The organism is Caulobacter sp. GW821-FHT11E10 (assembly GCF_058808375.1).
This window is the reverse complement of sequence record NZ_JBXARP010000002.1, coordinates 79484-101186: the sequence shown is the minus strand read 5'-3', so window position 1 is coordinate 101186 and position 21703 is coordinate 79484. Positions and strand designations below refer to the sequence as shown.

The following is a 21703-nucleotide window of genomic DNA, read 5'->3' as shown; positions in this document are numbered from 1 at the left end:
CGCGCCATGAAATCTCTACTGTTCGCGTTCTCCGCGGTCGCTGTCCTTTCCGTCGCTGCGCCGGTCCTGGCCGAAAGCCCGTTCTGGCCCGTGCAGGCCAAGGGCGGTCCCGTGGCGGCCGAGCTGCGCGGCGCGTGGCGTTCGCGCGGCTATGGCTGGATCGTCAACTTCGGTCCGGACGGTCCTCGACTGTTCCAGACCGCCGGCGGCGCCTGCTATGCCGACCCGCGCAAGGAGGCCGATCCCGACGGTGTCCTGACCTCGTGGCGGTCGGAGGGGCAGGGGGCGATCAGCCTGACCGGCGATCCGTCCGGCACGCGCTACGTCTTCGATCGCCTGCCAGCTCTGCCGGCCGAATGCGAGGCGATGACGGCCTGGACGCCCGACCGCATCGTCGCCTTCGCCGCCGACACCTTCGCCGAGCTCTATCCACGCTCGGCCGAGCGCGGCCTGGACTGGAAGGCTCGCCGGGCGGCGGCCCTGGCCCAGGTCGGCCCGACCTCGACGGAATTCCAGCTGTGGACGGCGCTGTCGAGCCTGATGGCCGGTCTCGACGATCCGCATGTCGAGCTGCATGGCATGGTGGACGGCGCGCGGCGCGACCTTGAGCCCGGCCAGTCCCCGACCCTGACCCGCGTCGCGGCGGCCGACCCGGCGGGCGGCGAGAAGGTCTGGCTGCAGGCCTATCGCGAGGGAATCCTGACCCAGGTCCTGGAAGGGCGAGGCCGCCAGGCCGCCAACAACCGCATCTTCTGGGGCCGCGTCGACGATGTCGGCTATCTGAACTTCGTGACCATGGGCGCCTTCGCCCGCAACGCCGCGCCGGACGATCCCCGGCCCCTGGAGGTCGCGCTGGATGAGGCGATGACGGCCTTCGCCGGCGCCAAGGCGGTGATCGTCGACGTCAGCAACAATCGCGGCGGCTACGACACGATCAGCCAGCGGATCGCGGCCCGCTTCGCCGCCCAGCCGCGTCTGGCCTATTCCAAGGTGGGCGTGGGCGCCAAGGCCGCGCCACAGCCGGTCCGCGTCGAACCCGCCAGCGGCCCCGGTTTCAGCGGTCCGGTCTATCTGGTGACCAGCGACATCACCATCAGCGCCGGCGAGACCTTCACCCTGATGATGAAGGCTCTGCCCAATGTCCGCCACGTGGGCGGAACCACGCTGGGGGCGTTCTCGGACCAGCTGCCGAAGGCGCTGCCGAACGGCTGGGCCCTGGCCTTGCCGGCGGAACTCTACAAGGGGCCCAAGGGCGAGGACCTGGAGGGCAGGGGACTGGTCCCCGATACCCCGCTGACCGTCTTCCCGGAGAACGACCTGGCGGGCGGCCACGCCAAGGCGATCCGGAGCCTGATCGAGAAAATTCGCAAGGATGGCGGCTAGGCTGTCGGAACCTCGGCGTAGCGAACGTCCTTGTCCCGTCAACGACACATAAGGAGGACGTCATGGCCTATGTTGATGGTTTCGTGGTTCCGGTGCCCAAGGACAAGCTGGAGGCCTACAAGGCCCTGGCCCAGAAGGGCGCCGAGGTCTGGATGGAGTACGGCGCGCTGTCCTATGTGGAATGTATCGCCGACGACGCGCCTTATGGCGAAGTCACCTCGTTCCCGCGCGCGGTCCAGCTGACCGAGGACGAGATCGTGATCTTCTCGTGGATCACCTACAAGGACCGCGCCAGCCGCGACGAGATCATGGCCAAGGTCATGGCCGACGAGCGACTGAAGGCCGACATGGCCAGCATGCCGTTCGACGGCAAGCGGATGATCTTCGGAGGCTTCCAGGCCTTCCTGGAACGCTAGACACCTCAAGGTTGCGTCGCTCGCGTCGAAGGTCCCGCGAGCGACGCCAAATCCCGTCATTTGGGACACCTGCGGCACGGGCGCGCAGTTTGTTTCCCATTTGTAACATCATTTCCATGGCCACACGTCACGGCCGAAATTGTGACGATATTTCAAAGGCTGAGCGCGATATAGGCGCCGGAAGACACACCGCTGTGTGGTTTATGCTGCATTGCTCTTTGTTAATTCCGGAGGGCGTTGCGGAGGGCGTCGCGGCCCCGTAAGGAGCAGCAACCCAGCGTTGGCGCCATGAGTGTCGGCGTCCCCTTCACTCGTGTTTTCCGTGGGCCTCTATGACCCTTTCGACCGTGCTCTTCTATGGGCTGGCCGCCGCCGCGCTCGATCCTACTGGCGCCGCCGTCGCGACGCTTCCGGCGCCGTCGGCGATCCCAGCCGCCGTGGCCGCCGAGGACGACCAGAAGAAGGCGCCGGCCAAGGATGACGGTCCCAACGAGGTCGACGGCCTGACGATCCAGGCCGACCCGCGCGGCCGGGTCGAAAGCAATATCGAGCCCGAGATCGAGCTCAACGAGGAAGAGATCAAGAGCTTCGGCGCCACCAGCATCGGCGAGCTGCTGACCATGCTGACGCCCCAGACCACCAGCACGCGCGGCCGCGATGGCGGTGGTGGGCCGGTAATGCTGATCAACGGCCGCCGGATCTCGGGCTTCCAGGAGATCCAGGGCATCCCGCCCGAGGCGATCGAGAGGTGGCAGGTGTTCCCCGAGGAACTGGCGCTCAGCTACGGCTACAAGGCCGATCAGCGGGTCGTGAACATCATCCTGAAGAAGAACTACCACTCGACGCAGACCCAGGCGGCCGCGACGATCGCCACCGACGGCGGCCGCGTCTCGCCGAGCGGGGGCGGAAACCGGGTGAACATCAACGGCGACAAGCGCTGGAACGTCGATGTCCAGCTGTCGCACGACCCGTATCTGATGGAGACGGACCGCAACATCGTCCGCGCCCCCAACGGCCAGCCGTTCGACCTGGTCGGCAACATCAGCGGCGTCGGCGGCGGCGAGATCGATCCGGCGCTGTCGGCCCTGGTCGGAAGCGCCGTCACCACGGCCGGCGTGCCCGACGCGGCCCAGGCCGGCAAGGCCAGCCTCTCGGCCTTCACCCCGCTGGCCGGCCGCTACAACACCGGCGACCTGACGGCCAACCGCTCGCTGATCTCCAAGTCCGATCGCGCCACGCTGCGCGGCTCGATGAGCCGTGATCTGAACCGAACCACTCAGCTGACCGTCACGGGCAACCTCGAGAGCAGCGCCAGCCACGCCTTGCTCGGCCTGCCGGGCGTGACGTTCTCTTTGCCGACCGGCAGCCCGTTCTCGCCGTTCTCCAGGACCGTGACCGGCTATCGCTTCATCGAGGCGCCGGGCGCCCTGTCGCGCGACGTCGATACTCTGCGGACGCAGTTCAGCACGGCCGCCAACGGCCGGATCAAGGACTGGCGCTGGAACCTGACGGGCGACTTCGATCGCACCAAGACCGACACCACGACCGGTCGCGGGCTGGACGCCTCGGCCTTCCAGGCGGCGGTGGCCGCCGGCGATCCCGGCGTCAATCCGTTCGGGACCATCGCCTCCAACCTCTACAAGGCCGCCGCGCCCGACACCGCGCACTCGGTCTCGACCTCGGCCAGCGCCGAACTGGTCCTGAACGGCAACCTGTTCCGGCTGCCGGCCGGTGGCCTGCAGACGACCTTCAAGCTCGGCGCGGACACCCGCGGCCTCGACTCCAAGACCGTGCGCTCGGGCGTGACCACCACCCGGGACATCACCCGCACGCGCGAGAACTTCCAGACCAGCTTCAACCTGCCGATCACCAGCACGCGCAACAACGTCCTGGCCAAGGCGGGTGACCTCTCGACCAACTTCAACTTCGGCTACGAGAACCTGTCGGACCTGGGCGGGCTGACCACGCTGGGCGGCGGCATGAACTGGTCGCCGATCAAGCCGCTCACCTTCAACGTCAACTATACCGACGAGGAAGGCGCGCCCTCGACCAACCAGATCAACGACCCGACCGTGGTGACGCCGAACGTCTCGGTGTTCGACTTCACGACCGGCCAGACCGTGATCATCACCCGCACCGACGGCGGCAACCCGAACCTGCGCAACGACAATCGCCAGGTGTCCAGGTTCGGCGTGAACTACAAGCCGATCGAGAAGCTCGAGCTGACGTTCAACGCGACCTACACGCGGGCCGAGACCAAGAACATGATCTCCGGCTTCCCGGCTATCACGCCGGACCTGGAGCGCGCCTTCCCCGAGCGCTTCACGCGCGACGCTGGCGGACGCCTGCTGGCGATCGACGCTCGACCGGTGAACTTCGCCAGCGCCGAGACCGAGAACATCCGCTGGGGCTTCAACCTGTTCAAGCCGGTCGGTCAGCCGACGCCGGCCGCGGCGGGGCCTGGCGGTCCCGGGGCTCCTGGTGGTCCGGGCGGCGCTCGCCCTGGTGGTCCCGGCGGCGGGCCCGGCGGTGGCGGTGGCATGATGCGCTTCGGCGGTCCGGGCGGCGGTGGTGGTGGCGGCGGCGGCGGTATGATGATGGTCGGCCCGGGTGGCGGCGGCGGCGGCATGATGCGGCCCGGCCAGGGCATGTTCCAGCTGTCGGTCTACCACACCTGGCGCCTGACCGATGAGCTGACCATCCGCAAGGGCCTGCCGGTCCTGGACCAGCTGGACGGCTCGGCGATCAATTCCCGCAGCGGCCAGGCCCGCCACGAGGTGCAGGTGCAGGGCGGCTACTTCAAGGACGGCCTGGGCGTGCGGTTCAGCGGCAACTGGAAGGACCAGACCTGGGTGAACGGCGGCGGCACCGGCGGCCAGACGCTGTACTTCTCCGACCTGGCCACCCTCGACCTGAACTTCTTCGCCAACTTCGCCGCGCCGGCGCGCAAGAAGCTGGTCGACAAGCATCCGATCCTGAAGGGCGCGCAGGTGTCGTTGAACTTCAACAACATCTTCGACACCAAGCAGACGGTGCGCGACCAGAACGGCGTCACGCCCCAGGCCTATCAGAAGGACTACCTGGACCCGTTGGGCCGCACGGTGCGGATCGGTTTCCGCAAGCTGCTTTAGGGGCTAAGGCTTGGCCGGGGCGGCGGCGACGCCCTGGGTCTCGCCGCTTTGGGCCTTGTCGCCGGTGACGAGGCCGATCTTCCGCTGGCCCTCGCCCGCGCGGAGCTTGCGGATGTAATCCAGCTCGCCCTTGGCGCCCGCGTGGTTCGGCTCCAGCTTGAGGGCCGCCACATAGGCCGCCTCGGCCTCGTCCAGGCGCTTCAGCTCGATCAGGGCGAAGCCCTTGCCGCGCAACAGGCGCGCCTCGCCGCCAGGGTCGAGCATCTTGGTCACGAAGTCGGTCTTCTCGGCCGATTGATAGAGCTCCAGCGCGTCCGAGAAGCGCTGCAGCACCCCCAGCGCCGCGCCCTTCTCGGTGATCAGCATCATGTTGTCGGGCTGCAAAGCCAGGCCCCTGTCCAGATAGGCGATCGCGGCACGCGGATCGCGCCGCTCATTGGCGATCGAGCCCAGCAGCAGGGCCGCCATCGGATAGACGTTGAAGGCGGTGGCGGTGGTTCCGGCCTTGCCGTCCTTGCCGTTGAGCGCGCTCATCATGATGGCGCCGCTCATGCCGCCCTGGCCGGAGGTGGAGCGCACGATCGTCATGTCGCCCTTGCGCTCGATCTGCGGATACTTGGCCGGGGCATGGTCGAGCACCGCGACCAGATCCTTCTCGAACGCCTTGGCCGCCTGCAGCGAGCCGCTCCGCATCACCTTCATGACCACGGCCTGATCCTTGGCCTCCTGACCCGAGGCCTGGAAGGTCGTGATGGTCTGGGTGGCGGCGAGGACCGGGAGCGGTGCGACCGCGAGGGCGATGGCAAGCAACGGGGCGATCAGGCGCATAACGGCTCCTCAGATTGAAGTTCAGGCTATTCTACATCCGTAATAAATCAACCTCCGCGACAGCCATGGACTTTCATCGCTCTCAACCCGTCCTTAAACTGTGAGGCGCAGGCTGATTTGAACGGCCGCGCTCGGCCGGATGGAGACCGTCATGGCGATCATGACTTCCAGCACGCGCCGCACCGGCGACCACTTCGAACCCAGCGATGTCGATCCTCAGGACCAACGCCGCCTGCGCGGCTATCTGGAGCAGATCGACTACACCGCCTTCGCCTCGAACAAGGCGGTGCTGGGGGCGACGATCCCGCATACCGACGCCGAACGCTTCCAGCGCCTGGCCGTGGCCGCCGCCACCGCGCGCGCCAAGTGGGTGGCCGAGGCCGCGGCCATGGCCGATGCGGGGACAAGCCTCTCCGAGGCCCAGGTCGCGCGACTGGCCCATCTGCGGACAGCCTATGACGAACTCTCGGCGGTCTACGAGGCCACGCGGCGGATGGTCGAGCGGGGCTACATCGCGTACCGGCCCACGTCGACATAATTACCCGGGCAATATTGACTCCTAATTTCTTCCGGGTAAAAAGCGAACCAGAAGGCTCGCCCCGAGGAAATTACATGTCCGGACGCAAGGCGCTGCTGCGCGCATACAAGGAACGCAAGGTCGAGGCCGGCATCTACGCCGTGCGCTGTGCCGCGACCGGCGAGGCCTGGGTCGGCGCGACGCCTGACCTTTCCACACGACAGAACGGGGTCTGGTTCTCGCTGCGGCTGGGGTCGCACCGCGAGCCGACCCTGCAGGCCGCCTGGAACACGCATGGCGCGGACGCCTTCGCTTTCGAACGCGTCGAGGCGGTCGACGTGGACGAGCTGGACGCCTTCGGGCGCGCCAGCCGCCTGAAAGAGCGCCGCGATCACTGGACCGGCGCGTTGAACGCCAAGGGGCTGAGCCGATGAGCGGGCAGTATGTGGTCTTCCACGGTCCGGCGCGCGTGGCGGTCGGCTCGCGGCTCGAAGCGGCGCTGGCGGCCCAAGCGCTCGCGGGCGAGACCGGCGTCCTGATCTTCGGGCCGGACGGGCGCGGGGTCGATTTCGACCTCAGCGGCGGGGCGGAGGCGGTCACCCAGCGGCTGGCCGAACCCGTCGAAGCGCCGAAGGGGCGGGGACGACCCAAGCTGGGCGTGGTGGCGCGCGAGGTGACCCTGCTTCCCCGGCACTGGGATTGGCTGGCCAGCCAACCGGGTGGGGCGTCGGTGGCGTTGCGCAAACTGGTCGAGGCCGCGCGGCGGGCCGGTGAAGGGCCGGATCGCGTCCGGGCCGCGCGTGAGGCAGCCTATCGCTTCGCCTCGGCCATCGGCGGCAATCTGCCCGGCTTCGAGGAAGCGATGCGCGCGCTGTTCGCGGGCGACGACGCCGGCTTCGAGGCGCGGATTCAGGATTGGCCCGCCGACGTCGCCGCCCAGCTGCGGACCTATGCCGCCGAGGCCTTCGGTCCGGACATGACGGAGGTTTAAGCGGCGGACCGGCGAGGCGCGTGGCAGGGTCCGGCTCGGAGGGACCTATGAACCATGTGAAGACCGCCGTCGCGGCGCTGCTGCTGGCCTCGTGCGCCGGCGCGGCCGCCGCCCAAACCATCAAGATCCTGCCGGAGCGGCCCTATCTGGAGCCTGCCAGCGCGGGGCCGAGCGCCAATTTCGACATTCTGGTCCGCAACGACGGCGACAAGCCGCTGGAGGTCTCGGGCCTGACGGTCCATGTCGTCGACGCCTCGGGTCGCGAGGTGCTGGAGCGCCGCGTCGACGGCAACGGCGTCGCGCCGTCGGTCCAGACCCTGGCCTTCGCGCCGCTGAAGCCCGGCGAGGCGCGGCTGGTGTTCAACCCGTTCCCGGTGCTCCCGGCCGACATCGCCGCCGGCGGCGTCCGGGTCGAGGTGGAGCTGTCGCCTAGCGAGGGCAAGGGGGATTCAGTCACCGGGACGGCCAAGGCCAGCTTCCGCGCCCCGCCGGCCTCGGCCCTGAAACTGGCCCTGCCGCTGGCCGGCAAGGTCTGGGTCTGGGACGGCCATGACCTGCTGGGTCACCACCGGCGCTGGGATTACAGCCACCCGGCCATCATGGGCTTCGGCTTCTCCAGCAACGCCATGCGCTACTCCTATGACCTGGTCCGTGTGGACGGCGAGGGGCGGCGCGTCGTCGGCGACCCGGCGCGCAACGAGAACCACCTGAGCTTTGGCCTGCCGGTGCGCAGCCCGGCCGCCGGTGTGGTGGTCGAGATCGAAAACGGCCAGACCGACGACGGCAAGTTCGATCCCTCGACCTTCCAGGCCCGGCCGAACCTGGTGCTGGGCAACTATGTGATCGTCCGCCACGCCGACGGGACGTTCAGCGCGCTCGGTCACCTGAAACAGGGCAGCGTAAGCGTGAAGGAGGGCGACGCGGTCAAGGCCGGTCAGGCCGTCGCCGCCGTCGGCAATTCGGGGACCTCGATGTTCCCGCACCTGCACTACCAGCTGATGGACGGCCCGACCTTCGCGGCGGAGGGCGTCCCCAGCGCGTTCAGCGGCCTCACGCGCGTGCGCGGCGACAAGCGTTCGCCGTTGCCGTCCGGCGCGATCGACAGCGGGGATGTGATGGAGAGCCGCTAGAGCCTGTCTAGCCGCCGGACTTGGCCACCACCTCGTCCAGCACCGCCTTGTAGGCTGCGTCGAACTTGGTGCGGTCGCTGTCCGGCTTGGCCGGCCACAGCGGCCGCAGGGCGGCGGTGCGGGCGGCGGCGTCGCGCAGCCAGGTCGGATCGGCCTTGGCCAGCTTGGCGAGGCGCGCCTCGACCTCGGCCTTGGGGCGACCGTCATAGGCCAGCAGAGAGCGCAGGGCCCAAAGCGCCTGCTCGTCGGCATTGGGCTTGGCGGCTCCCGGCATGCGATGGGCGGTCCAGCGGATCGCGTCGACGATCTGGGCGCGATAGCGCGGGTCGTTCCAGGTGCTGGGGGTGTGGCCGATGCTGGTCTGGAACAGACGACCGTGGCCGATCTGGCGCGTCCAGGTGACCGGCACGAACCAGGGCCGCTTCAGCGCCGTCTCGGTGAAGTCCAGGGCCTGCAGAACGCGGACCTTGGCGGGGTCGTAGTCCGAGTACTGATAGATCTCCTCGGCATAGGCGAAACGGGCCGGCCAGGCCTTGTTGACCGGATCGGCGCCGCCCCCGACCTGGCCAAGCGCCTGGACGGTGATCGGCGTGCCCATCGTCCACGGGTGGCCGGCGAACTTGCCGTTGATGAAGGCGGTGTAGGTCTCGCCCGGTCCCTCATAGTCCCAGTGGGTGTCAGTGGCGCTGTGCAGCCCCACGAACCCGCCCTTGCCGCTCTGGACCCATTGCTGCACGGCCGCCCAGTTCTCGGCCGAGATCGGCAGCTCGCCGGTCGTGTAGAAGACCAGGACGTCGATGGCCTTCAGCTTTTCGGGGGTGATGATCCGAGCGTCCTGGGTGGACTCGACCGTGAAGGCGCCGGTCTTGGCGGCGATCTCGGCCAGGGCGATCTCGGATTGGGTCGGACCGTTGCTGTTCTTGGGCCGGGCGACCGGTCTGTGCACAAAGCCGACGGACTGGTCGAGATACAGCACACGGATTTTCGCCGGCGCCGCCTGGGTCGCGAGCGGCAAGGCAAGAGCGGCGGCGGCCGCGAAAACGGTCAGCAGGCGGGTCATCGTCGTCTCAGCTCTTGGGTTGCAGCAGGTCCCAGCGATTGCCGGAAAGGTCCTCGAACACCGCCACCGTGCCGTAGGCTTCGTGGCGAGGTTCCTCGAGGAAGGTGACGCCAGCGGCGGTCATGCGGGCGTGGTCGCCGGCGAAGTCGTCCGTGTGCAGGAACAGCCAGACCCGGCCGCCGCCCTGGCGGCCGATCGCTTCGGCCTGGTCGCCGACCGCCTGGGCCAGCAGGAAGTCCGTGCCGTCGGTTCCGGGCGAGACCACGACCCAGCGCTTGCCGTGGCCCATGTCGGTGTTCTCGACCAGGGTGAAGCCCAGCTTGCCGACATAGAAGGCGATCGCCTCGTCATAGTCGGCGACCAGCAGGGACACGAGCGCGACGCGGCGGGCCATTTGCGACTCCTTTGGGTTGGGCGATTGCATAGCACGCGTCAGGCGGCTGTCAGCGCCCCTGCGATACAGCCTTCGCATCGTTGAAGACGCGAAAGGCGGCTATCGTCCAAGCGTTAGTCTCTCCAGGAGATCGCCATGACCGTTCATGTCCTCTGGACCTTGACCCTCGCCCTGGCCCCCATGGCCGAAACCAAGATCACGCCCGTCGCCGCCAAGGACTTGCCGGCCGCCGTCGTCGCCGTGGTCAAGGCCGCGGCGCCCGCCATGACCATCAAGGAGGCCGAGCTGAAGGAGCGGGAGGACCGCCGCTACTACGACGTCGAGGGCGTCATGCCCGACGGCTCGGAGATCGAGTTCGACCTGCTTGAGAAGAACGGCGGCTGGCAGATCGTCGAGACCCAGCGCGACGTCGCCTGGACCGACGCCCCGAAGCTGGTGCGCGACACGGCGGCGGCCTCGGGCAAGGCGATCACGCCGGTTCGGGTGATCGAGAGCAAGCAGGCCGACGGCATGGTGATCTACGAGCTGTTCGCGGCCGGCAAGCCGGATGAACCCTCGATGGAGGTCAGCCTCAAGGACGGCCAGGCCAAGGTGCTGACCGAGGTGTGGCCGCACTAACCCCCGTTGTAGCCGCCGATGATCGGCAGGATCTCGCCCGTGATGTAGCTCGACATCTGCGGCGACGCCAAAAACACGTAGGCCGGCGCGATCTCCTCGGGCTGGGCCGCGCGCTTCATCGGCGTCCTGGCGCCGAATTGGGCGACCTGCGGCCCAAGCTTGTCGGCGGGGTTCAGCGGGGTCCAGACCGGGCCCGGCGCCACGGCGTTCACGCGGATGCCCTTCTCGATCAGGTGCGTGGCCAAGGACCGGGTGAAGGCATGGATGCCGCCCTTGGTCATCGAATAGTCCAGCAGGTCCTTGTTGCCGAGCAGGCCCGTCACCGAGCCGGTATTGATGATCGACCCACCATTGGGCAGGTGCTTCACCGCCGCCTTGGCCATGTGGAAATAGCCATAGAGGTTGGTCCGCAGGGTGCGGTCGAAGTGCTCTTCGGTCAGGTCCTCGAAGTCGGTGACGTGCTCCTGGAAGGCGGCGTTGTTGACCAGGACGTCCAGCCGGCCGAGCTCGGCCACGGTCCTTTCGACGGCCGCCTTGGCGTAGGCCGGGTCGGCGACGTCGCCGGGCAGCAGGATTGCGCGGCGGCCCTCCTTCTCGACGGCGGCCTTGGTTTCCTGAGCGTCCTTGTCCTCGCTGAGATAGGCGATGGCGACGTCCGCGCCTTCGCGGGCGAACAGCACCGCCACGGCGCGGCCGATGCCGCTGTCGGCGCCGGTGATCAGGGCGACCTTGTGCTCCAGCTTGCCCGAGCCCTTGTAGAACGGCGCGTCGTACATCGGGGCGGGATCCAGCGCGGCTTCGTCGCCGGGCTTGGCCTGGTGCTGCTCGGGAAAGGGCGGAGCGGGGTAGGGGCGGGCGCCGGCCTGCATGGCGTGGCTCCGCTTGTCGTCCTTCTTGTCTTCCTTGGGCTCGCCATCCTGGGGTTTGAAGGATCGCTCTTCCTTGGCGTCCAGCGGAGCCTGGATGTCACGCTCGGCCTGGGCGACGCGGTCGGCGTTCTTTTCGAACTGGGGAGTCTGGGTCTCGGCCATCGGGCTTCCTCCTGGGCTGAGCCCGGAAAACCACTGGGGTGGCGCGATGTTCCCACCGTCACTAAATGCGTGTTGCCCGGAAAACGGGCATGGGCCACCTTGCCCGCCTTCTTTGACATTGGTGACGACCATGCCGCGCGACGCGGCCGGAACGGCGCTTCCTCCGAAGCGGCCGCGCGGCCCCATCATGACCGATCTGATCGAACTGCTCCGCCTGTCGGGGCCGGTCGTGCTGTCGCGCCTGGGCATCATGATCATGGGCCTGACGGACGCGATCGTCGTCGGCCACTTCTCGGCCCGTCAGCTAGGCTTCCACGCCATGGCCTGGGCCCCGACCTCGGTGTTCGTGACAGCCACCGTCGGGCTGCTGGTCGGGGTGCAGGTGATGACCGCCCGCGCGATCGGCGCCGGCAACCGGCACGAGACGGGCGCCGTCCTGCGCCGAGGCCTGGTCTACGCGACATGGTTGGGTCTGGGTTCGGCGGCGGTGCTGGCGGTGTTCGGGCCGCTGTTCCTGCACGCCATGGGCTTGAAGGACGGGCTGGCCGACGGCGCGACCGTGCCGCTGATCGTCTTCTCTCTTTCCCTCCCGGTCTATGCGGTCTCGGTGGTGCTGACCTTCTGGCTGGAAGGCCTGGCGCGGCCGGGGCCTGGGGCGGTGATGATGTGGTTGGCCAATATCGTGAACCTCGGCGCCAACCTGCTGTTCGTGCCGGGAGCCTTCGGCCTGCCCGCCATGGGGGCGACGGGCGGGGCCTGGGCGACCTTCGTCGCCCGCACGGCGCTCGCCGTCGCCTTGGCCGTCTACGTCGTGCGCATGAAGGAGGCCCGCGAACTGGGGGTCTTCGACAAGCCCGCGCGCGACCGGCCGGCCGAGATCGAGCAGCGCCGCATCGGCTACGGCGCCGGCGCATCGAACTTCTTCGAGGTCTCGGCCTTCGCCGGCATGAACCTGATCTGCGGCTGGATCGGCGCCTTGGCGGTCGCGGCCTATACCGTGGTGCTGAACGTGTCGGCGATCATCTTCATGATCCCGCTCGGCGTCGCCTCGGCCACGGCGGTGCAGGTCGGGCGAGCCTATGGCGCCCGCGATCCGGCGGGCATGACCCGCGCCGGCTGGATCGCCTTTTCGGTCATCGCCGTGGTCGGGATCTTGTGTGGCCTGCTGCTCTATCCGGCCAAGCATTGGGTGGCGCTGGCCTACACCGCCGATCCGGCGGCCCTGGAATTGATCCTGCCCGCCCTGGTTCTGGCCTGCCTCTTCCTCGCGCCCGACGCGGTGCAGGTGGTGGCGGCCCAGGCCCTGCGGGCGCGTGGCGAGGTGTGGGTGCCCACGGCGACCCACCTGATCAGCTACGCCCTGGTCATGGGGCCGCTGGCCTGGTGGCTGGCCATCCCGCGTGGGATGGGCCTGAACGGGGTTCTGATCTCGATCATCGTCACCAGTTTCCTGGCGGCGGGCTTCTTGGTGGGCCGGTTCAGAATACTGGACTGGCGGGATCGAAAGCTGGCGGCCGAGCGCGCCTAGGCGCCCAGGATCCAGCCTTCTTCGGTCGCCGCGGCCTGCACCACCTCGTCGGCGAGGCCCTTGGGCGCGGCGAAGGCGGCGCCCAGCTTGCCGGCCTCGTCGAGCTTGGCGAAGTGTTCGGCCAGGTTCCGCACCTGGGCCAGGTCCTTGACCTCGCCCGAGGCCGGGACGGCCTTGACCATCGAGGGATAGACCTCGGCGACCACGACCGCGACGCCTTCGAGGTCGGCTTCGGTCAGGGCCTTGAAGCCCGTCTCGAACGGCCACACCCGCACGGCTTCGCAGCGCGCATCCTTCAGGCGGCGCGCGGCCGGGATGCCGACGATCGCCTGACCGCCGACCGAGCCGTTGTAGTAGAGCTTCCAGATCGAGTGCGCGCCCCCTCCTTTTACGGAAGATTGGGCCGCTTCATCCGTGTAGCGGAACTCGGGCAGGTCGTCGGCGCCATGCTCGCGCGGACGCTTGGGCTGCAGCGTGGTCAGGGCGTCCTTGGGCGGGCAGCCCCAGAACGGGAACGGGCCGCCGGTCAGGCGGCGGTTTATCTCCGACCCGACGCCGAAGCGGTTGTTGGTGTTGTCGGCCTTGTCCTTGACCATCTTGGCCAGCTGGTCCCAGACCGCGCGCCAGGGCGTCTCGCCGGGCAGGGCCAGGGCCTTCGACAGGCCACGCGGGAAGCCCAGCGGGAAGTCGAAGCCCACCAGGGCGCGCTCGCCGCGCTTCTTCAGATCGTCGAGGACGGCCGCGAGCCGGGTCTCGGCTTCGCCCCGCGTCGCGGGATTGTAGCTTTCAAAGGTGAGCCGGAAGCGCACGTCGCGCTTGAGCACGCCGATCCAGATGGAGTCCGCGCCCGTGGTCGGCTTGGCCGCGGCGCTCCAGTCGACGATCACATAGGCGCTGAACAGACGCGACACGATACGCGGCTCCCTGGCAGGAAACGAAGCCGCGCTTCTACTCCCGTCCGGCGCGAGGGGCCAGACGGGAACAGGGCTGAAAGTCAGAAGATATCAGGCCGCGTCGCGGATCTTGGTCGTCGGGCCGATCGGGCGACCGTCGCGGGCGAACCAGCGGATCGGCGGTTCGCACGACGAACCCAGGGCCGCGCGGACGATGGCCGGCGGGCGACGCTCTTCCGGGGTCATGAACAGGCCGTTGGCCTTCAGCTTCAGGCCGGCGACCTTGTTGGCGCCCAGCATGGTCAGCGGCACGGCCAGGACCAGACCCAGCAGGATCGGGGCGGTCGAGGTGAACAGGTCCGGCGTGAACCAGAAGGTCGCGCACAGGATCAGGCCGGTGGCGCTGATCCAGCCCATGGCGACCGAGGCTTCGTGGAAGCTGACCCGGTCGGCGTCGCGGCGCTGGGTGGCCCAGCCGCCGACCTTGCCGGCCAGGATTTCGACGATGGCGCGCGTCTGGGTGAACATCAGCATCGGGGCGACCAGGGCCGACAGCAGCATCTCGACGGCGAGGCCGGCGGCCACGCGGCGCTTGCCGCCGAAGCCCTTGGTCTCGGCCTTGCGCGAGAAGACCAGGATCGAACCCATGATCTTGGGCCCGAACAGCAGCAGGAAGGTGATGATCATGGCCCAGGCGGTGGCCTGGATCTCGCGCCAGTCGATCAGGGCGTGGGCGGCGGCCTGCAGGTCGGCCATGGTGAAGGCCGCCTTCTTCAACTCGGGCATCAGGGCGCGCGAGGTGATGCCAGCCGTCAGGGCGATGAACCACAGCGGCGACAGGGCGTAGCTCAGCACGCCGATCACCAGGTGCATGCGGCTCATCCAGTGCAGACCGGGCAGGGCGATCAGCGGCACGTGCTGGACGTTGCCGCGGCACCAGCGGCGGTCGCGCGTGGCGAAGTCGAGCAGGTTCGAGGGGCTCTCCTCGTACGAGCCTTCCAGGTACGGCGCCAGGTGAACGCTCCAGCCGCCACGGCGCAGCAGGGCGCTTTCCAGGGCGTCGTGGCTCATCACTTCGCCACCGAAGGGCTTGGGGCCGGCCAGGTGCGGCAGGCCGCAGGTCTCGGCGAAGGCGCGGGTGCGGACGATGGCGTTGTGGCCCCAGAAGGAGCTCTCCGTGCCCGACCACCAGGCCAGACCCGTCCAGGCGACGCGGCCATACAGGCGCGTGGCGAACTGCAGGGTGCGGGCGAAGATCGTCTGGCCGTTGATGATCATCGGCATGGTCTGGATCAGGCCGGCGCCCGGGTGACGCTCCATGGCGTCGGCCAGGCGGACCATGGCCTCGCCGGTCATCAGGCTGTCGGCGTCCAGGACCAGCATGTGCTCGTAGGCGCTGCCCCAGCGGCTGACCCAGTCGGCGACGTTGCCGGCCTTGCGGCCCGTATTTTCCTTGCGGACGCGATAGTAGACGCTGCTGTTGGCCTCGCGGCGGAAGCGGGCGAAGCAGGCCTGCTCGGCCAGGGCCACCTGCGCGTCGCGGGTGTCGCTGAGAACGAAGATGTCGAAGTGGCGGCTCATGCCCGTCTCGGCGATCGAGGCGTCCATGGCGCGCAGGCGCGCGAAGACGGCGGCGGCGTCCTCGTTGTGGACCGGCATCAGGATGGCCGTGCGCGTGTGCAGCTTGGGCATCGGGGCCTCGCCGTCGATGCCGAGCGGATCCTTGGGCTTGCCCAGCAGGATCACGAAGCCGGCGACGGCCGTGCAGAACCACAGCGACAGGGCCAGGAACAGCGGGGCCAGCAAGGCGATGACGACGCCTTCCAGGCGGGTCACGCCGCCCAAGGCCACGGTGTCGAAGGTGGCCTTCCAGCCGGCGAAGCCCATGACGATGGTCGCCAGGGCCACGATCCAGCGTCGCATGGTCATATTGGCCACCAGCGCCGTGGCGCGGCGGGGGCCGCCTTGCCAGAAGCCCAGCGGCTGGACCGGCATGGCCAGCGGAACTTCCGCCGGGATCTCGACCGTGTCACGGCGAACGACCTGATCGAGGGTCACGCTCGTGGAGGAGCGCACGTCGAAGAGGGCGGAGCGATCGCTCATATCGTCAGATCTCGGACTTTTCCGGCGAGCCGGGCTCTCTCCGCGCGTTTCGACGCCGCTGGCCCCTTTCCGCCCCGCCGAGTGTCCGCTAGGGAACGGGCCGAGGTGTTGGTGACGGCTTCAATGACGGTCGAAAACCGGCGTGGAGAGCCACCGGTGTTCCCACAGTAAAACTTCGATCACAAATTCGCTACCAGAAATCACGCTGATTTCGCAGTTGCGAGAAAAAACATGGGGAGGGCGTCGTGTGTCGGGCGCCAGACGCTCCGAGGAAATTTATTAAGGCTATGAATTTTAGAGCTTTTGCCCTGGCCTTCGCCGTTTTGAGCTTGGCCGCGTGCGAGAAGGCTGATCATCACGCCGCCTCACGCCCGAGCGCCGTTCAGGCGATGGCGTCGACGGAATCCTTGCCAGCCTATGACGCTCAGGGGGTGATTTCGAGCCTGGACGGCCAGATTCTCACGCTCGATCACGACGGCGCGAGCGCGGCGGGCCTGAAGCCCGGCCGCGATCAATTCAAAGTTTACGCCGACGTGTTGGCCGAAGCGCCGATCACGCCCGGCGCGCGGGTGACGTTCCAGTTCAAGAAGGCGCCGGACGGGCTGGAAGTGTCGAAGCTGGAAACGCGCCCCTAGACCCGCACGGCCTCGTGCACGGCCTTCAGGGTCTTGAGCAGCGCCGCCGCGCCATCCAGCGGCAGGCAGCTGGGCCCGTCGCACAGGGCCTTGTCCGGATCGGGGTGGAATTCCAGGAAGACGGCGTCGGCCCCCGCCGCCACCGCCGCCTTGGCGATGATCGGCACGCCCTCGCGTCGGCCGCCGGTCGAGGCCCCGCCGGTGCGCGGGTCGGCGCCCGGCAGCTGCACGGCGTGGGTGGCGTCGATGCTGACCGGCACGCCCAGCGCCCGCATCTGGCCGATGGCCAGCATGTCGACCACGAGGTTGTTGTAGCCGAACGAGGCGCCGCGCTCGCACAGCACGATTTCCAGGTCGGGGGCGGCCTCGCGGGCCTTGGTGATGATGTTCTTGCAGTCCCAGGGCGCCAGGAACTGGGCCTTCTTGACGTGCATCAGGCCTTCATTCGCCGCCGTGGCCTTGGCGGCGGCGACGATCAGATCGGTCTGGCGGACCAGGAAGGCGGGGATCTGGACGAGGTCGGCCACGGCGGCGACCGGCTCGGCCTGTTCGGGCGCGTGCAGGTCGGTGGCGATCGGCACATCCAGCTGGCGCTTGATCTCGGCCAGCAGCTTCAGGCCCTCGGTCAGGCCCGGGCCACGATAGCTGGTGATCGACGAGCGGTTGGCCTTGTCGAAACTGGCCTTGAACACATAGGGCAGGCCCAGCTCGGCGGTGATCGCCTTGAGCTCCCGGCCGACGGACAGGGCCAGGTCCAGGTTCTCAAGAACATTCAGCCCGGCGATCACCGCCAGCGGCTGGCCGTCGCCGATCGAGAGGTTCCAGCGCTTGAGGCGGGCGACGGGCATGGGAATCTCCAAAGGGCGTAGATGCGAAGGCCGCATCTACGCCCAGGAGTAGGGCCGCAACTAGCCCAGCTTGACCAGCATCTTGCCCAGGTTCTCGCCCGTGAAGAGCTTGAGGAACGCGTCCGGGGCGCGCCCGATACCGTCCTCGACGGTTTCCTTCCAGGTGACCTTTCCGGCCTTGATCCACTCGCTCATGTCCTTGGCGAACTGCGGATAGAGGTCGTAGTGGTTCGAGACGATGAAGCCTTCCATGCGCAGGCTCTTGCCCACCGCCAGGATGATGTTCGAGGGGCCCTCGGGCTTACCGGTCTCGTTGTACTGCGAGATCATTCCGCACAGGGCGAAGCGGGCGAAGGGGCGGGCCGAGTTGATGGCCGCCTCCAGGTGCACGCCGCCGACATTCTCGAAATAGACGTCGATGCCCTTGGGAGCGACCTTGGCCAGCTCGGCCACCACGTCGGGCGTGGCCTTGTAGTCGATGACGTGGTCGACGCCGATCGACTTCAGGAACGCCACCTTCTCGGGGCCGCCGGCCGAGCCGATCACGGTGTGGCCCTTCAGCTTGGCGATCTGGCAGACGATCGAGCCGACGGCGCCGGCCGCGGCCGAGACGAAGACGACGTCGCCGTCCTTCAGCGCCGCGACGCGCAGCAGGCCGGCGTAGGCCGTCATGCCCGGCATGCCCACCACGCCTAGGAAGGCTTGGGGCGGGATGCCGTGGGTGTCGATCTTGGTGATCGCCCCCATGCCCGCGGCCGCCAGGGACTTGGGATGAGCGTTGAAGGCCTCGCGCCAGCCGAACATCGAATTGACGATGTCGCCCGGCTTGAAGTCCGGATCGTTGGAGGCGACGATTTCGCCGATCGCGCCACCCTGCAGGGCCTGGCCGATCTGGAAGGGCGGCACATAGCTGGGGCGGTCGTACATGCGGCCGCGCATATAGGGGTCGACCGACATCCAGAGGTTCTTGACCTGGACCTCGCCGTCGCCGATCGCGGGCAGCTCGACGGTGGCCAGTTCGAAATCGGAGTCCTTGGGCATGCCCACGGGACGGCTCTTCAGGCGGATCTCGCGCGAGGTGGTCATGGTGTTCCTCCGGGGAGCGTGCCGTGGGACGGCAAGCGTTGCTAATTTAAACGGATGTTTAGCGCGTCCTTGCCGGCGGCTCCAGTGCTTCTAAGCGGCGACGAAGCGCGGTAGACAGCCGGGCATGACCCAAGAGCTTTCTTCTCGTCCCCTGAGGGCGGGCGTCGTCGGCGCCGGCGTGTTCGGCGGCTATCACGCCAAGAAGTACGCCGAGCTGGACGGTGTGACCCTGGTCGGCGTGTTCGACATCGACCTCGCGCGCGCCGAGGCCTTGGCGGAGCCGCTGGGCGCGGCGGGCTTCGATGACATGGAGGCCTTCCTGGCCGCCGTCGACGTGGTCACGGTCGCCACGCCCGCCGTCCACCACGCCAGCGCGGCCCTCGCGGCGCTGAAGGCAGGCAAGCCGGTCTATTCCGAGAAACCCCTGGCCGTCGCGCCCGAGGACGCCGACCGGATGGTCGCCGTCGCAGCCTGGGCGGGTCTCCCCCTGGCCTGCGGTCACCAGGAGCGGGTCGTGTTCCAGGCCATGGGCCTGCTGGACATCCCCGAGCAGCCGTTGCGCCTGGAAGCCGTGCGACGGGGCACGCCCTCGGACCGCAACCTCGACGTCTCGGTCGTGCTGGACCTGATGATCCACGACATCGACCTGGCCCTGGCGCTGTGCGACGGCGAGCCGATCGCGGTGGAAGGCGAGGGCGCCATCACCCGCTCCACGTCGCTGGACTGGGTGAAGGCCGAGGCCACGTTCGACAACGGCTTCACCGCGGTCTTCGACAGCTCGCGCGTCGCCGAGGCCCGCGAGCGGACCATGAAGGTCGTCTACCCGTCGGGCGAGGTCGAGATCGACTTCCTGGCCCGCACCTTCCGGAACACCACGCCCTATCCGCTGATCGAGAACTTCACCGAAACCCCGGCCGGCAAGGACCCGCTAGGCCTGTCGGTCGCCGGCTTCCTGGCCGCCGTGCGCGGTGAGGCCCCCCGGCCCGTGGTCACCGGCGAGGAGGCCGCGCGCGCCCTCGATCTGGCGCTGGCGGTCGAGCAGGCGGCGGAGGGGTAGGACCCTCCGCCTGGGCCTTACAGGCTGACCTGTGTGCCCAGCTCCACCACCCGTCCTGGCGGCAGGTGGAAGAAGGTGGTCGGATCGGCGGCGTTGCGGGTCAGGAAGGTAAAGAGCTTGCGCTTCCAGGCCGGCAGGGCGTCGCCGGCCGTCGACGGCACGATCGTGCGACGGCTGACGAAGAACGACGTGCTCATGATGTCGAACTTCAGGCCCTGCTTGCGACAGGCCGCCAGCGCCTTGGGAATGTTCGGGCTCTCCATGTAGCCGTAGCGCAGGGTGACCAGCGAGAAGCGGTCGTCCAGCACCTGGGTCTCGACCCGTTCGTCGTCAGGCACGTGGGGCCTGGTTTCACTGACCACCTTCAGCAGCACGTTGCGCTCGTGCAGCACCTTGAAGTGCTTGAGGCTGTGCATCAGGGCCGGCGGTGTGGTGTCGGGGTCCGAGGTCAGGAAGACCGCCGTGCCCGCCGTGGCGGCGGCCGGGCGGCGCAGGATCATCTCGCGGAAGTCGCCGAACGGCAGGCCGTCCTTGCTGAGCTTGGCCCGCAGACGCTCGGTGGCGGTGACGAAGATCGCCATCAGCAGGCACAGGCCTGCGCCCAGGGCCAGCGGGACCCAGCCGCCGGTCAGCACCTTCAGGAGGTTGGCGGCGAAGAAGGTCAGGTCGAGGGCGAATAGCGGCACGATCAGCGCCAGGGCGGCGGCCAGGCGCCATTTCCAGACGTGGCGGACGACGATGTAGGCCAGCATGGTGGTCACCACCATTGTGCCGGTCACCGAGATGCCGTAGGCGTGGGCCAGGGCGCTGGACGAGCGGAACGACAGCACCACCAGCACCACGCCGACGAACAGCAGCCAGTTGATCGGCGCGACATAGATCTGGCCGGCCTCGGTCGAGGACGTGATCTTGATGTCCATGCGCGGCAGCAGGCCCAGTTGGATCGCCTGCTGGGTCAGGGAGAAGGCGCCGGTGATCACCGCCTGGCTGGCGATGACGGTGGCGACGCCCGAGAACAGGACCAGGCCCAGCCGCCATTGGTGCGGGGCCAGCAGGAAGAACCAGTCGGCGTTCGGTAGGCCGGTTCCGGCGGCCTCGGCGGCGGCCAGCGCCTTCGAGGCCAGGGCCGCCTGGCCGAAATAGTTCAGCGCCAGCATCGGCAGGGCCAGGGTGAACCACGAGACCTGGATCGGTCCGCGCCCGAAGTGGCCCATGTCCGCGGTCAGGGCCTCGGCCCCGGTCACGGTCAGGAACACCGCGCCCATGACCAGGAAGCCGGTCAGGCCGTGATGGGTCAGGAAATAGATCGCATAGGTCGGCGAGATCGCGCCCAGCACCGCCGGGTCGTCCTTGATGTGCCAGATCCCCAGGGCCCCGAGGCACAGGAACCAGCAGACCATGATCGGGCCGAAGATGGTGGCGACCCTGGCCGTGCCCTTGGCCTGGAAGGCGAACAGGGCGGTCAGGATCACCAGGCTGACGACGATCACCTCCTGGGTCCCGAACCAGTGCTCGAAGCCCTTCACGGACTTGAGCCCTTCGACCGCCGACAGCACCGACACGGCCGGCGTAATGATCCCGTCGCCGTAGAACAGCGCCGCGCCGATGGCGCCGAGCGCGAAGATCAGCCCGGTCCGGCCCTTGGCCCCCTGCTGGGCCAGGGCCATCAGCGACAGCACCCCGCCTTCGCCTTTGTTCGAGGCGCGCATCAGGAAGAGGACGTACTTGATGCTGACCACCAGGATCAGGGCCCAGAGGGCCAGGGACAGCACGCCCATGATTTCGGGGCGGACCAGACCGTCGCGGGCGGCTTCTTCCAGGGCGTCGCGGAAAGCGTAGAGAGGGCTGGTGCCGATGTCGCCGAACACGACGCCCACGCTGCCCAGCGCCAGCGGCCAGAAACGCGACGCCGCGTGGCCGTGGTTGGAAGCTTGGGTAGTCGGGGTAGCGGAGGCGGCAGCGGCGAGGGGATCTTTGCCCGCCATGTAAGCTCAAGGCTCCTAGCGCCGGCTCAGGTCCGGCGGCGGCGCTTTACGCCCGTGCGTGCACTGCAG

The 21703-nt window shown here is 68.4% G+C and carries 20 protein-coding genes; 11 read left to right on the top strand and 9 right to left on the bottom strand.

Annotation, left to right across the window (positions count from 1 at the left end):
- Positions 1 to 6: 6 nt before the first annotated feature.
- From AC1RRV_RS03575 to AC1RRV_RS03565, 3 genes are all read left to right on the top strand, one after another.
- The gene (locus AC1RRV_RS03575; RefSeq protein WP_492858207.1) at positions 7 to 1383 is read left to right on the top strand and encodes a S41 family peptidase; all 1377 of its coding nucleotides are present in this window, start codon (positions 7 to 9) and stop codon (positions 1381 to 1383) included.
- A 62-nt stretch (positions 1384 to 1445) separates the two neighbouring features.
- Entirely contained in the window at positions 1446 to 1799 is a 354-nt protein-coding gene (locus AC1RRV_RS03570) for a DUF1428 domain-containing protein (protein WP_492858206.1), read from the top strand.
- 332 nt (positions 1800 to 2131) lie between these two features.
- Positions 2132 to 4930 (top strand): TonB-dependent receptor, encoded by a 2799-nt coding sequence (locus AC1RRV_RS03565; protein ID WP_492858205.1) that lies wholly within the window; start codon positions 2132 to 2134, stop codon positions 4928 to 4930.
- A 3-nt stretch (positions 4931 to 4933) separates the two neighbouring features.
- On the opposite strand, the gene AC1RRV_RS03560 is transcribed toward AC1RRV_RS03565, so the two are convergent.
- A complete protein-coding gene (locus AC1RRV_RS03560) occupies positions 4934 to 5758 on the bottom strand; it encodes a tetratricopeptide repeat protein (protein ID WP_492858204.1) in 825 nt (274 codons plus the stop codon).
- 151 nt (positions 5759 to 5909) lie between these two features.
- On the opposite strand from AC1RRV_RS03560, the gene AC1RRV_RS03555 reads away from it, so the two are divergent.
- The 4 genes from AC1RRV_RS03555 to AC1RRV_RS03540 all read left to right on the top strand — a co-directional run bounded on the left by AC1RRV_RS03555 (position 5910) and on the right by AC1RRV_RS03540 (position 8396).
- The gene (locus AC1RRV_RS03555; protein WP_492858203.1) at positions 5910 to 6296 is read left to right on the top strand and encodes a hypothetical protein; all 387 of its coding nucleotides are present in this window, start codon (positions 5910 to 5912) and stop codon (positions 6294 to 6296) included.
- Between the two features lie 74 nt (positions 6297 to 6370).
- Positions 6371 to 6709, top strand: coding sequence for a GIY-YIG nuclease family protein (locus AC1RRV_RS03550; RefSeq protein WP_492858202.1), 339 nt, complete (start codon positions 6371 to 6373; stop codon positions 6707 to 6709).
- The gene (locus AC1RRV_RS03545) at positions 6706 to 7266 is read left to right on the top strand and encodes a DUF2239 family protein (RefSeq protein WP_492858201.1); all 561 of its coding nucleotides are present in this window, start codon (positions 6706 to 6708) and stop codon (positions 7264 to 7266) included. Before AC1RRV_RS03550 ends, AC1RRV_RS03545 begins: the two co-directional genes overlap by 4 nt.
- 47 nt (positions 7267 to 7313) lie before the next feature.
- Positions 7314 to 8396, top strand: coding sequence for a peptidoglycan DD-metalloendopeptidase family protein (locus AC1RRV_RS03540; protein ID WP_492858200.1), 1083 nt, complete (start codon positions 7314 to 7316; stop codon positions 8394 to 8396).
- A 7-nt stretch (positions 8397 to 8403) separates the two neighbouring features.
- On the opposite strand, the gene AC1RRV_RS03535 is transcribed toward AC1RRV_RS03540, so the two are convergent.
- Positions 8404 to 9456, bottom strand: a complete 1053-nt coding sequence (locus tag AC1RRV_RS03535; protein WP_492858199.1) for a ThuA domain-containing protein — start codon at positions 9454 to 9456, stop codon at positions 8404 to 8406.
- A gap of 7 nt (positions 9457 to 9463) precedes the next feature.
- Positions 9464 to 9850: a VOC family protein gene (locus AC1RRV_RS03530; RefSeq protein WP_492858198.1), complete on the bottom strand. Its 387-nt coding sequence runs from the start codon at positions 9848 to 9850 to the stop codon at positions 9464 to 9466.
- Between the two features lie 135 nt (positions 9851 to 9985).
- On the opposite strand from AC1RRV_RS03530, the gene AC1RRV_RS03525 reads away from it, so the two are divergent.
- On the top strand, positions 9986 to 10468 hold the full coding sequence (locus tag AC1RRV_RS03525) for a hypothetical protein (RefSeq protein ID WP_492858197.1): 483 nt from the start codon (positions 9986 to 9988) through the stop codon (positions 10466 to 10468).
- Here the strand turns inward: AC1RRV_RS03525 and AC1RRV_RS03520 are convergent.
- A complete protein-coding gene (locus AC1RRV_RS03520) occupies positions 10465 to 11499 on the bottom strand; it encodes an SDR family oxidoreductase (protein WP_492858196.1) in 1035 nt (344 codons plus the stop codon). The genes AC1RRV_RS03525 and AC1RRV_RS03520 overlap by 4 nt on opposite strands.
- A 112-nt stretch (positions 11500 to 11611) precedes the next feature.
- Here AC1RRV_RS03520 and AC1RRV_RS03515 point away from each other — a divergent pair, with 112 nt between their 5' ends.
- Entirely contained in the window at positions 11612 to 13027 is a 1416-nt protein-coding gene (locus AC1RRV_RS03515) for an MATE family efflux transporter (RefSeq protein WP_492858195.1), read from the top strand.
- On the opposite strand, the gene AC1RRV_RS03510 is transcribed toward AC1RRV_RS03515, so the two are convergent.
- Together AC1RRV_RS03510 and mdoH are read right to left on the bottom strand one after the other, a co-directional pair.
- A complete protein-coding gene (locus AC1RRV_RS03510; RefSeq protein WP_492858194.1) occupies positions 13024 to 13938 on the bottom strand; it encodes a cobalamin biosynthesis protein CbiG in 915 nt (304 codons plus the stop codon). The two genes, AC1RRV_RS03515 and AC1RRV_RS03510, sit on opposite strands and share 4 nt — an antisense overlap.
- A 93-nt stretch (positions 13939 to 14031) precedes the next feature.
- Positions 14032 to 16023, bottom strand: coding sequence for a glucans biosynthesis glucosyltransferase MdoH (mdoH, locus tag AC1RRV_RS03505; RefSeq protein ID WP_492858193.1), 1992 nt, complete (start codon positions 16021 to 16023; stop codon positions 14032 to 14034).
- Positions 16024 to 16346: 323 nt separating this feature from the next.
- On the opposite strand from mdoH, the gene AC1RRV_RS03500 reads away from it, so the two are divergent.
- Positions 16347 to 16658, top strand: coding sequence for a copper-binding protein (locus tag AC1RRV_RS03500; RefSeq protein ID WP_492858192.1), 312 nt, complete (start codon positions 16347 to 16349; stop codon positions 16656 to 16658).
- On the opposite strand, the gene kdsA is transcribed toward AC1RRV_RS03500, so the two are convergent.
- Positions 16655 to 17506 carry a 3-deoxy-8-phosphooctulonate synthase gene (gene kdsA, locus AC1RRV_RS03495; protein ID WP_492858191.1) on the bottom strand — a complete coding sequence of 284 codons (852 nt, stop codon included), beginning with the start codon at positions 17504 to 17506 and terminating at the stop codon, positions 16655 to 16657. The genes AC1RRV_RS03500 and kdsA overlap by 4 nt on opposite strands.
- A gap of 60 nt (positions 17507 to 17566) precedes the next feature.
- The gene (locus AC1RRV_RS03490; RefSeq protein ID WP_492858190.1) at positions 17567 to 18592 is read right to left on the bottom strand and encodes an NADP-dependent oxidoreductase; all 1026 of its coding nucleotides are present in this window, start codon (positions 18590 to 18592) and stop codon (positions 17567 to 17569) included.
- A gap of 124 nt (positions 18593 to 18716) precedes the next feature.
- Between AC1RRV_RS03490 and AC1RRV_RS03485 the strand changes: the two genes are divergently transcribed.
- On the top strand, positions 18717 to 19649 hold the full coding sequence (locus tag AC1RRV_RS03485) for a Gfo/Idh/MocA family protein (RefSeq protein WP_492858189.1): 933 nt from the start codon (positions 18717 to 18719) through the stop codon (positions 19647 to 19649).
- Between the two features lie 17 nt (positions 19650 to 19666).
- On the opposite strand, the gene AC1RRV_RS03480 is transcribed toward AC1RRV_RS03485, so the two are convergent.
- On the bottom strand, positions 19667 to 21634 hold the full coding sequence (locus AC1RRV_RS03480) for a potassium transporter Kup (RefSeq protein WP_492858188.1): 1968 nt from the start codon (positions 21632 to 21634) through the stop codon (positions 19667 to 19669).
- Positions 21635 to 21703: the final 69 nt, after the last annotated feature.

Excerpts from the sequence above, each read along its gene's own strand:
- AC1RRV_RS03560 (WP_492858204.1), bottom strand. The coding sequence starts at position 5,758 with ATGCGCCTGATCGCCCCGTTGCTTGCCATCGCCCTCGCGGTCGCACCG.
- AC1RRV_RS03485 (WP_492858189.1), top strand. The coding sequence starts at position 18,717 with ATGACCCAAGAGCTTTCTTCTCGTCCCCTGAGGGCGGGCGTCGTCGGC.
- AC1RRV_RS03520 (WP_492858196.1), bottom strand. The coding sequence starts at position 11,499 with ATGGCCGAGACCCAGACTCCCCAGTTCGAAAAGAACGCCGACCGCGTC.
- AC1RRV_RS03525 (WP_492858197.1), top strand. The coding sequence starts at position 9,986 with ATGACCGTTCATGTCCTCTGGACCTTGACCCTCGCCCTGGCCCCCATG.
- kdsA (WP_492858191.1), bottom strand. The coding sequence starts at position 17,506 with ATGCCCGTCGCCCGCCTCAAGCGCTGGAACCTCTCGATCGGCGACGGC.
- AC1RRV_RS03555 (WP_492858203.1), top strand. The coding sequence starts at position 5,910 with ATGGCGATCATGACTTCCAGCACGCGCCGCACCGGCGACCACTTCGAA.
- AC1RRV_RS03490 (WP_492858190.1), bottom strand. The coding sequence starts at position 18,592 with ATGACCACCTCGCGCGAGATCCGCCTGAAGAGCCGTCCCGTGGGCATG.
- AC1RRV_RS03540 (WP_492858200.1), top strand. The coding sequence starts at position 7,314 with ATGAACCATGTGAAGACCGCCGTCGCGGCGCTGCTGCTGGCCTCGTGC.
- AC1RRV_RS03550 (WP_492858202.1), top strand. The coding sequence starts at position 6,371 with ATGTCCGGACGCAAGGCGCTGCTGCGCGCATACAAGGAACGCAAGGTC.
- AC1RRV_RS03570 (WP_492858206.1), top strand. The coding sequence starts at position 1,446 with ATGGCCTATGTTGATGGTTTCGTGGTTCCGGTGCCCAAGGACAAGCTG.
- AC1RRV_RS03565 (WP_492858205.1), top strand. The coding sequence starts at position 2,132 with ATGACCCTTTCGACCGTGCTCTTCTATGGGCTGGCCGCCGCCGCGCTC.
- AC1RRV_RS03545 (WP_492858201.1), top strand. The coding sequence starts at position 6,706 with ATGAGCGGGCAGTATGTGGTCTTCCACGGTCCGGCGCGCGTGGCGGTC.
- AC1RRV_RS03535 (WP_492858199.1), bottom strand. The coding sequence starts at position 9,456 with ATGACCCGCCTGCTGACCGTTTTCGCGGCCGCCGCCGCTCTTGCCTTG.
- mdoH (WP_492858193.1), bottom strand. The coding sequence starts at position 16,023 with ATGAGCGATCGCTCCGCCCTCTTCGACGTGCGCTCCTCCACGAGCGTG.
- AC1RRV_RS03530 (WP_492858198.1), bottom strand. The coding sequence starts at position 9,850 with ATGGCCCGCCGCGTCGCGCTCGTGTCCCTGCTGGTCGCCGACTATGAC.
- AC1RRV_RS03480 (WP_492858188.1), bottom strand. The coding sequence starts at position 21,634 with ATGGCGGGCAAAGATCCCCTCGCCGCTGCCGCCTCCGCTACCCCGACT.
- AC1RRV_RS03575 (WP_492858207.1), top strand. The coding sequence starts at position 7 with ATGAAATCTCTACTGTTCGCGTTCTCCGCGGTCGCTGTCCTTTCCGTC.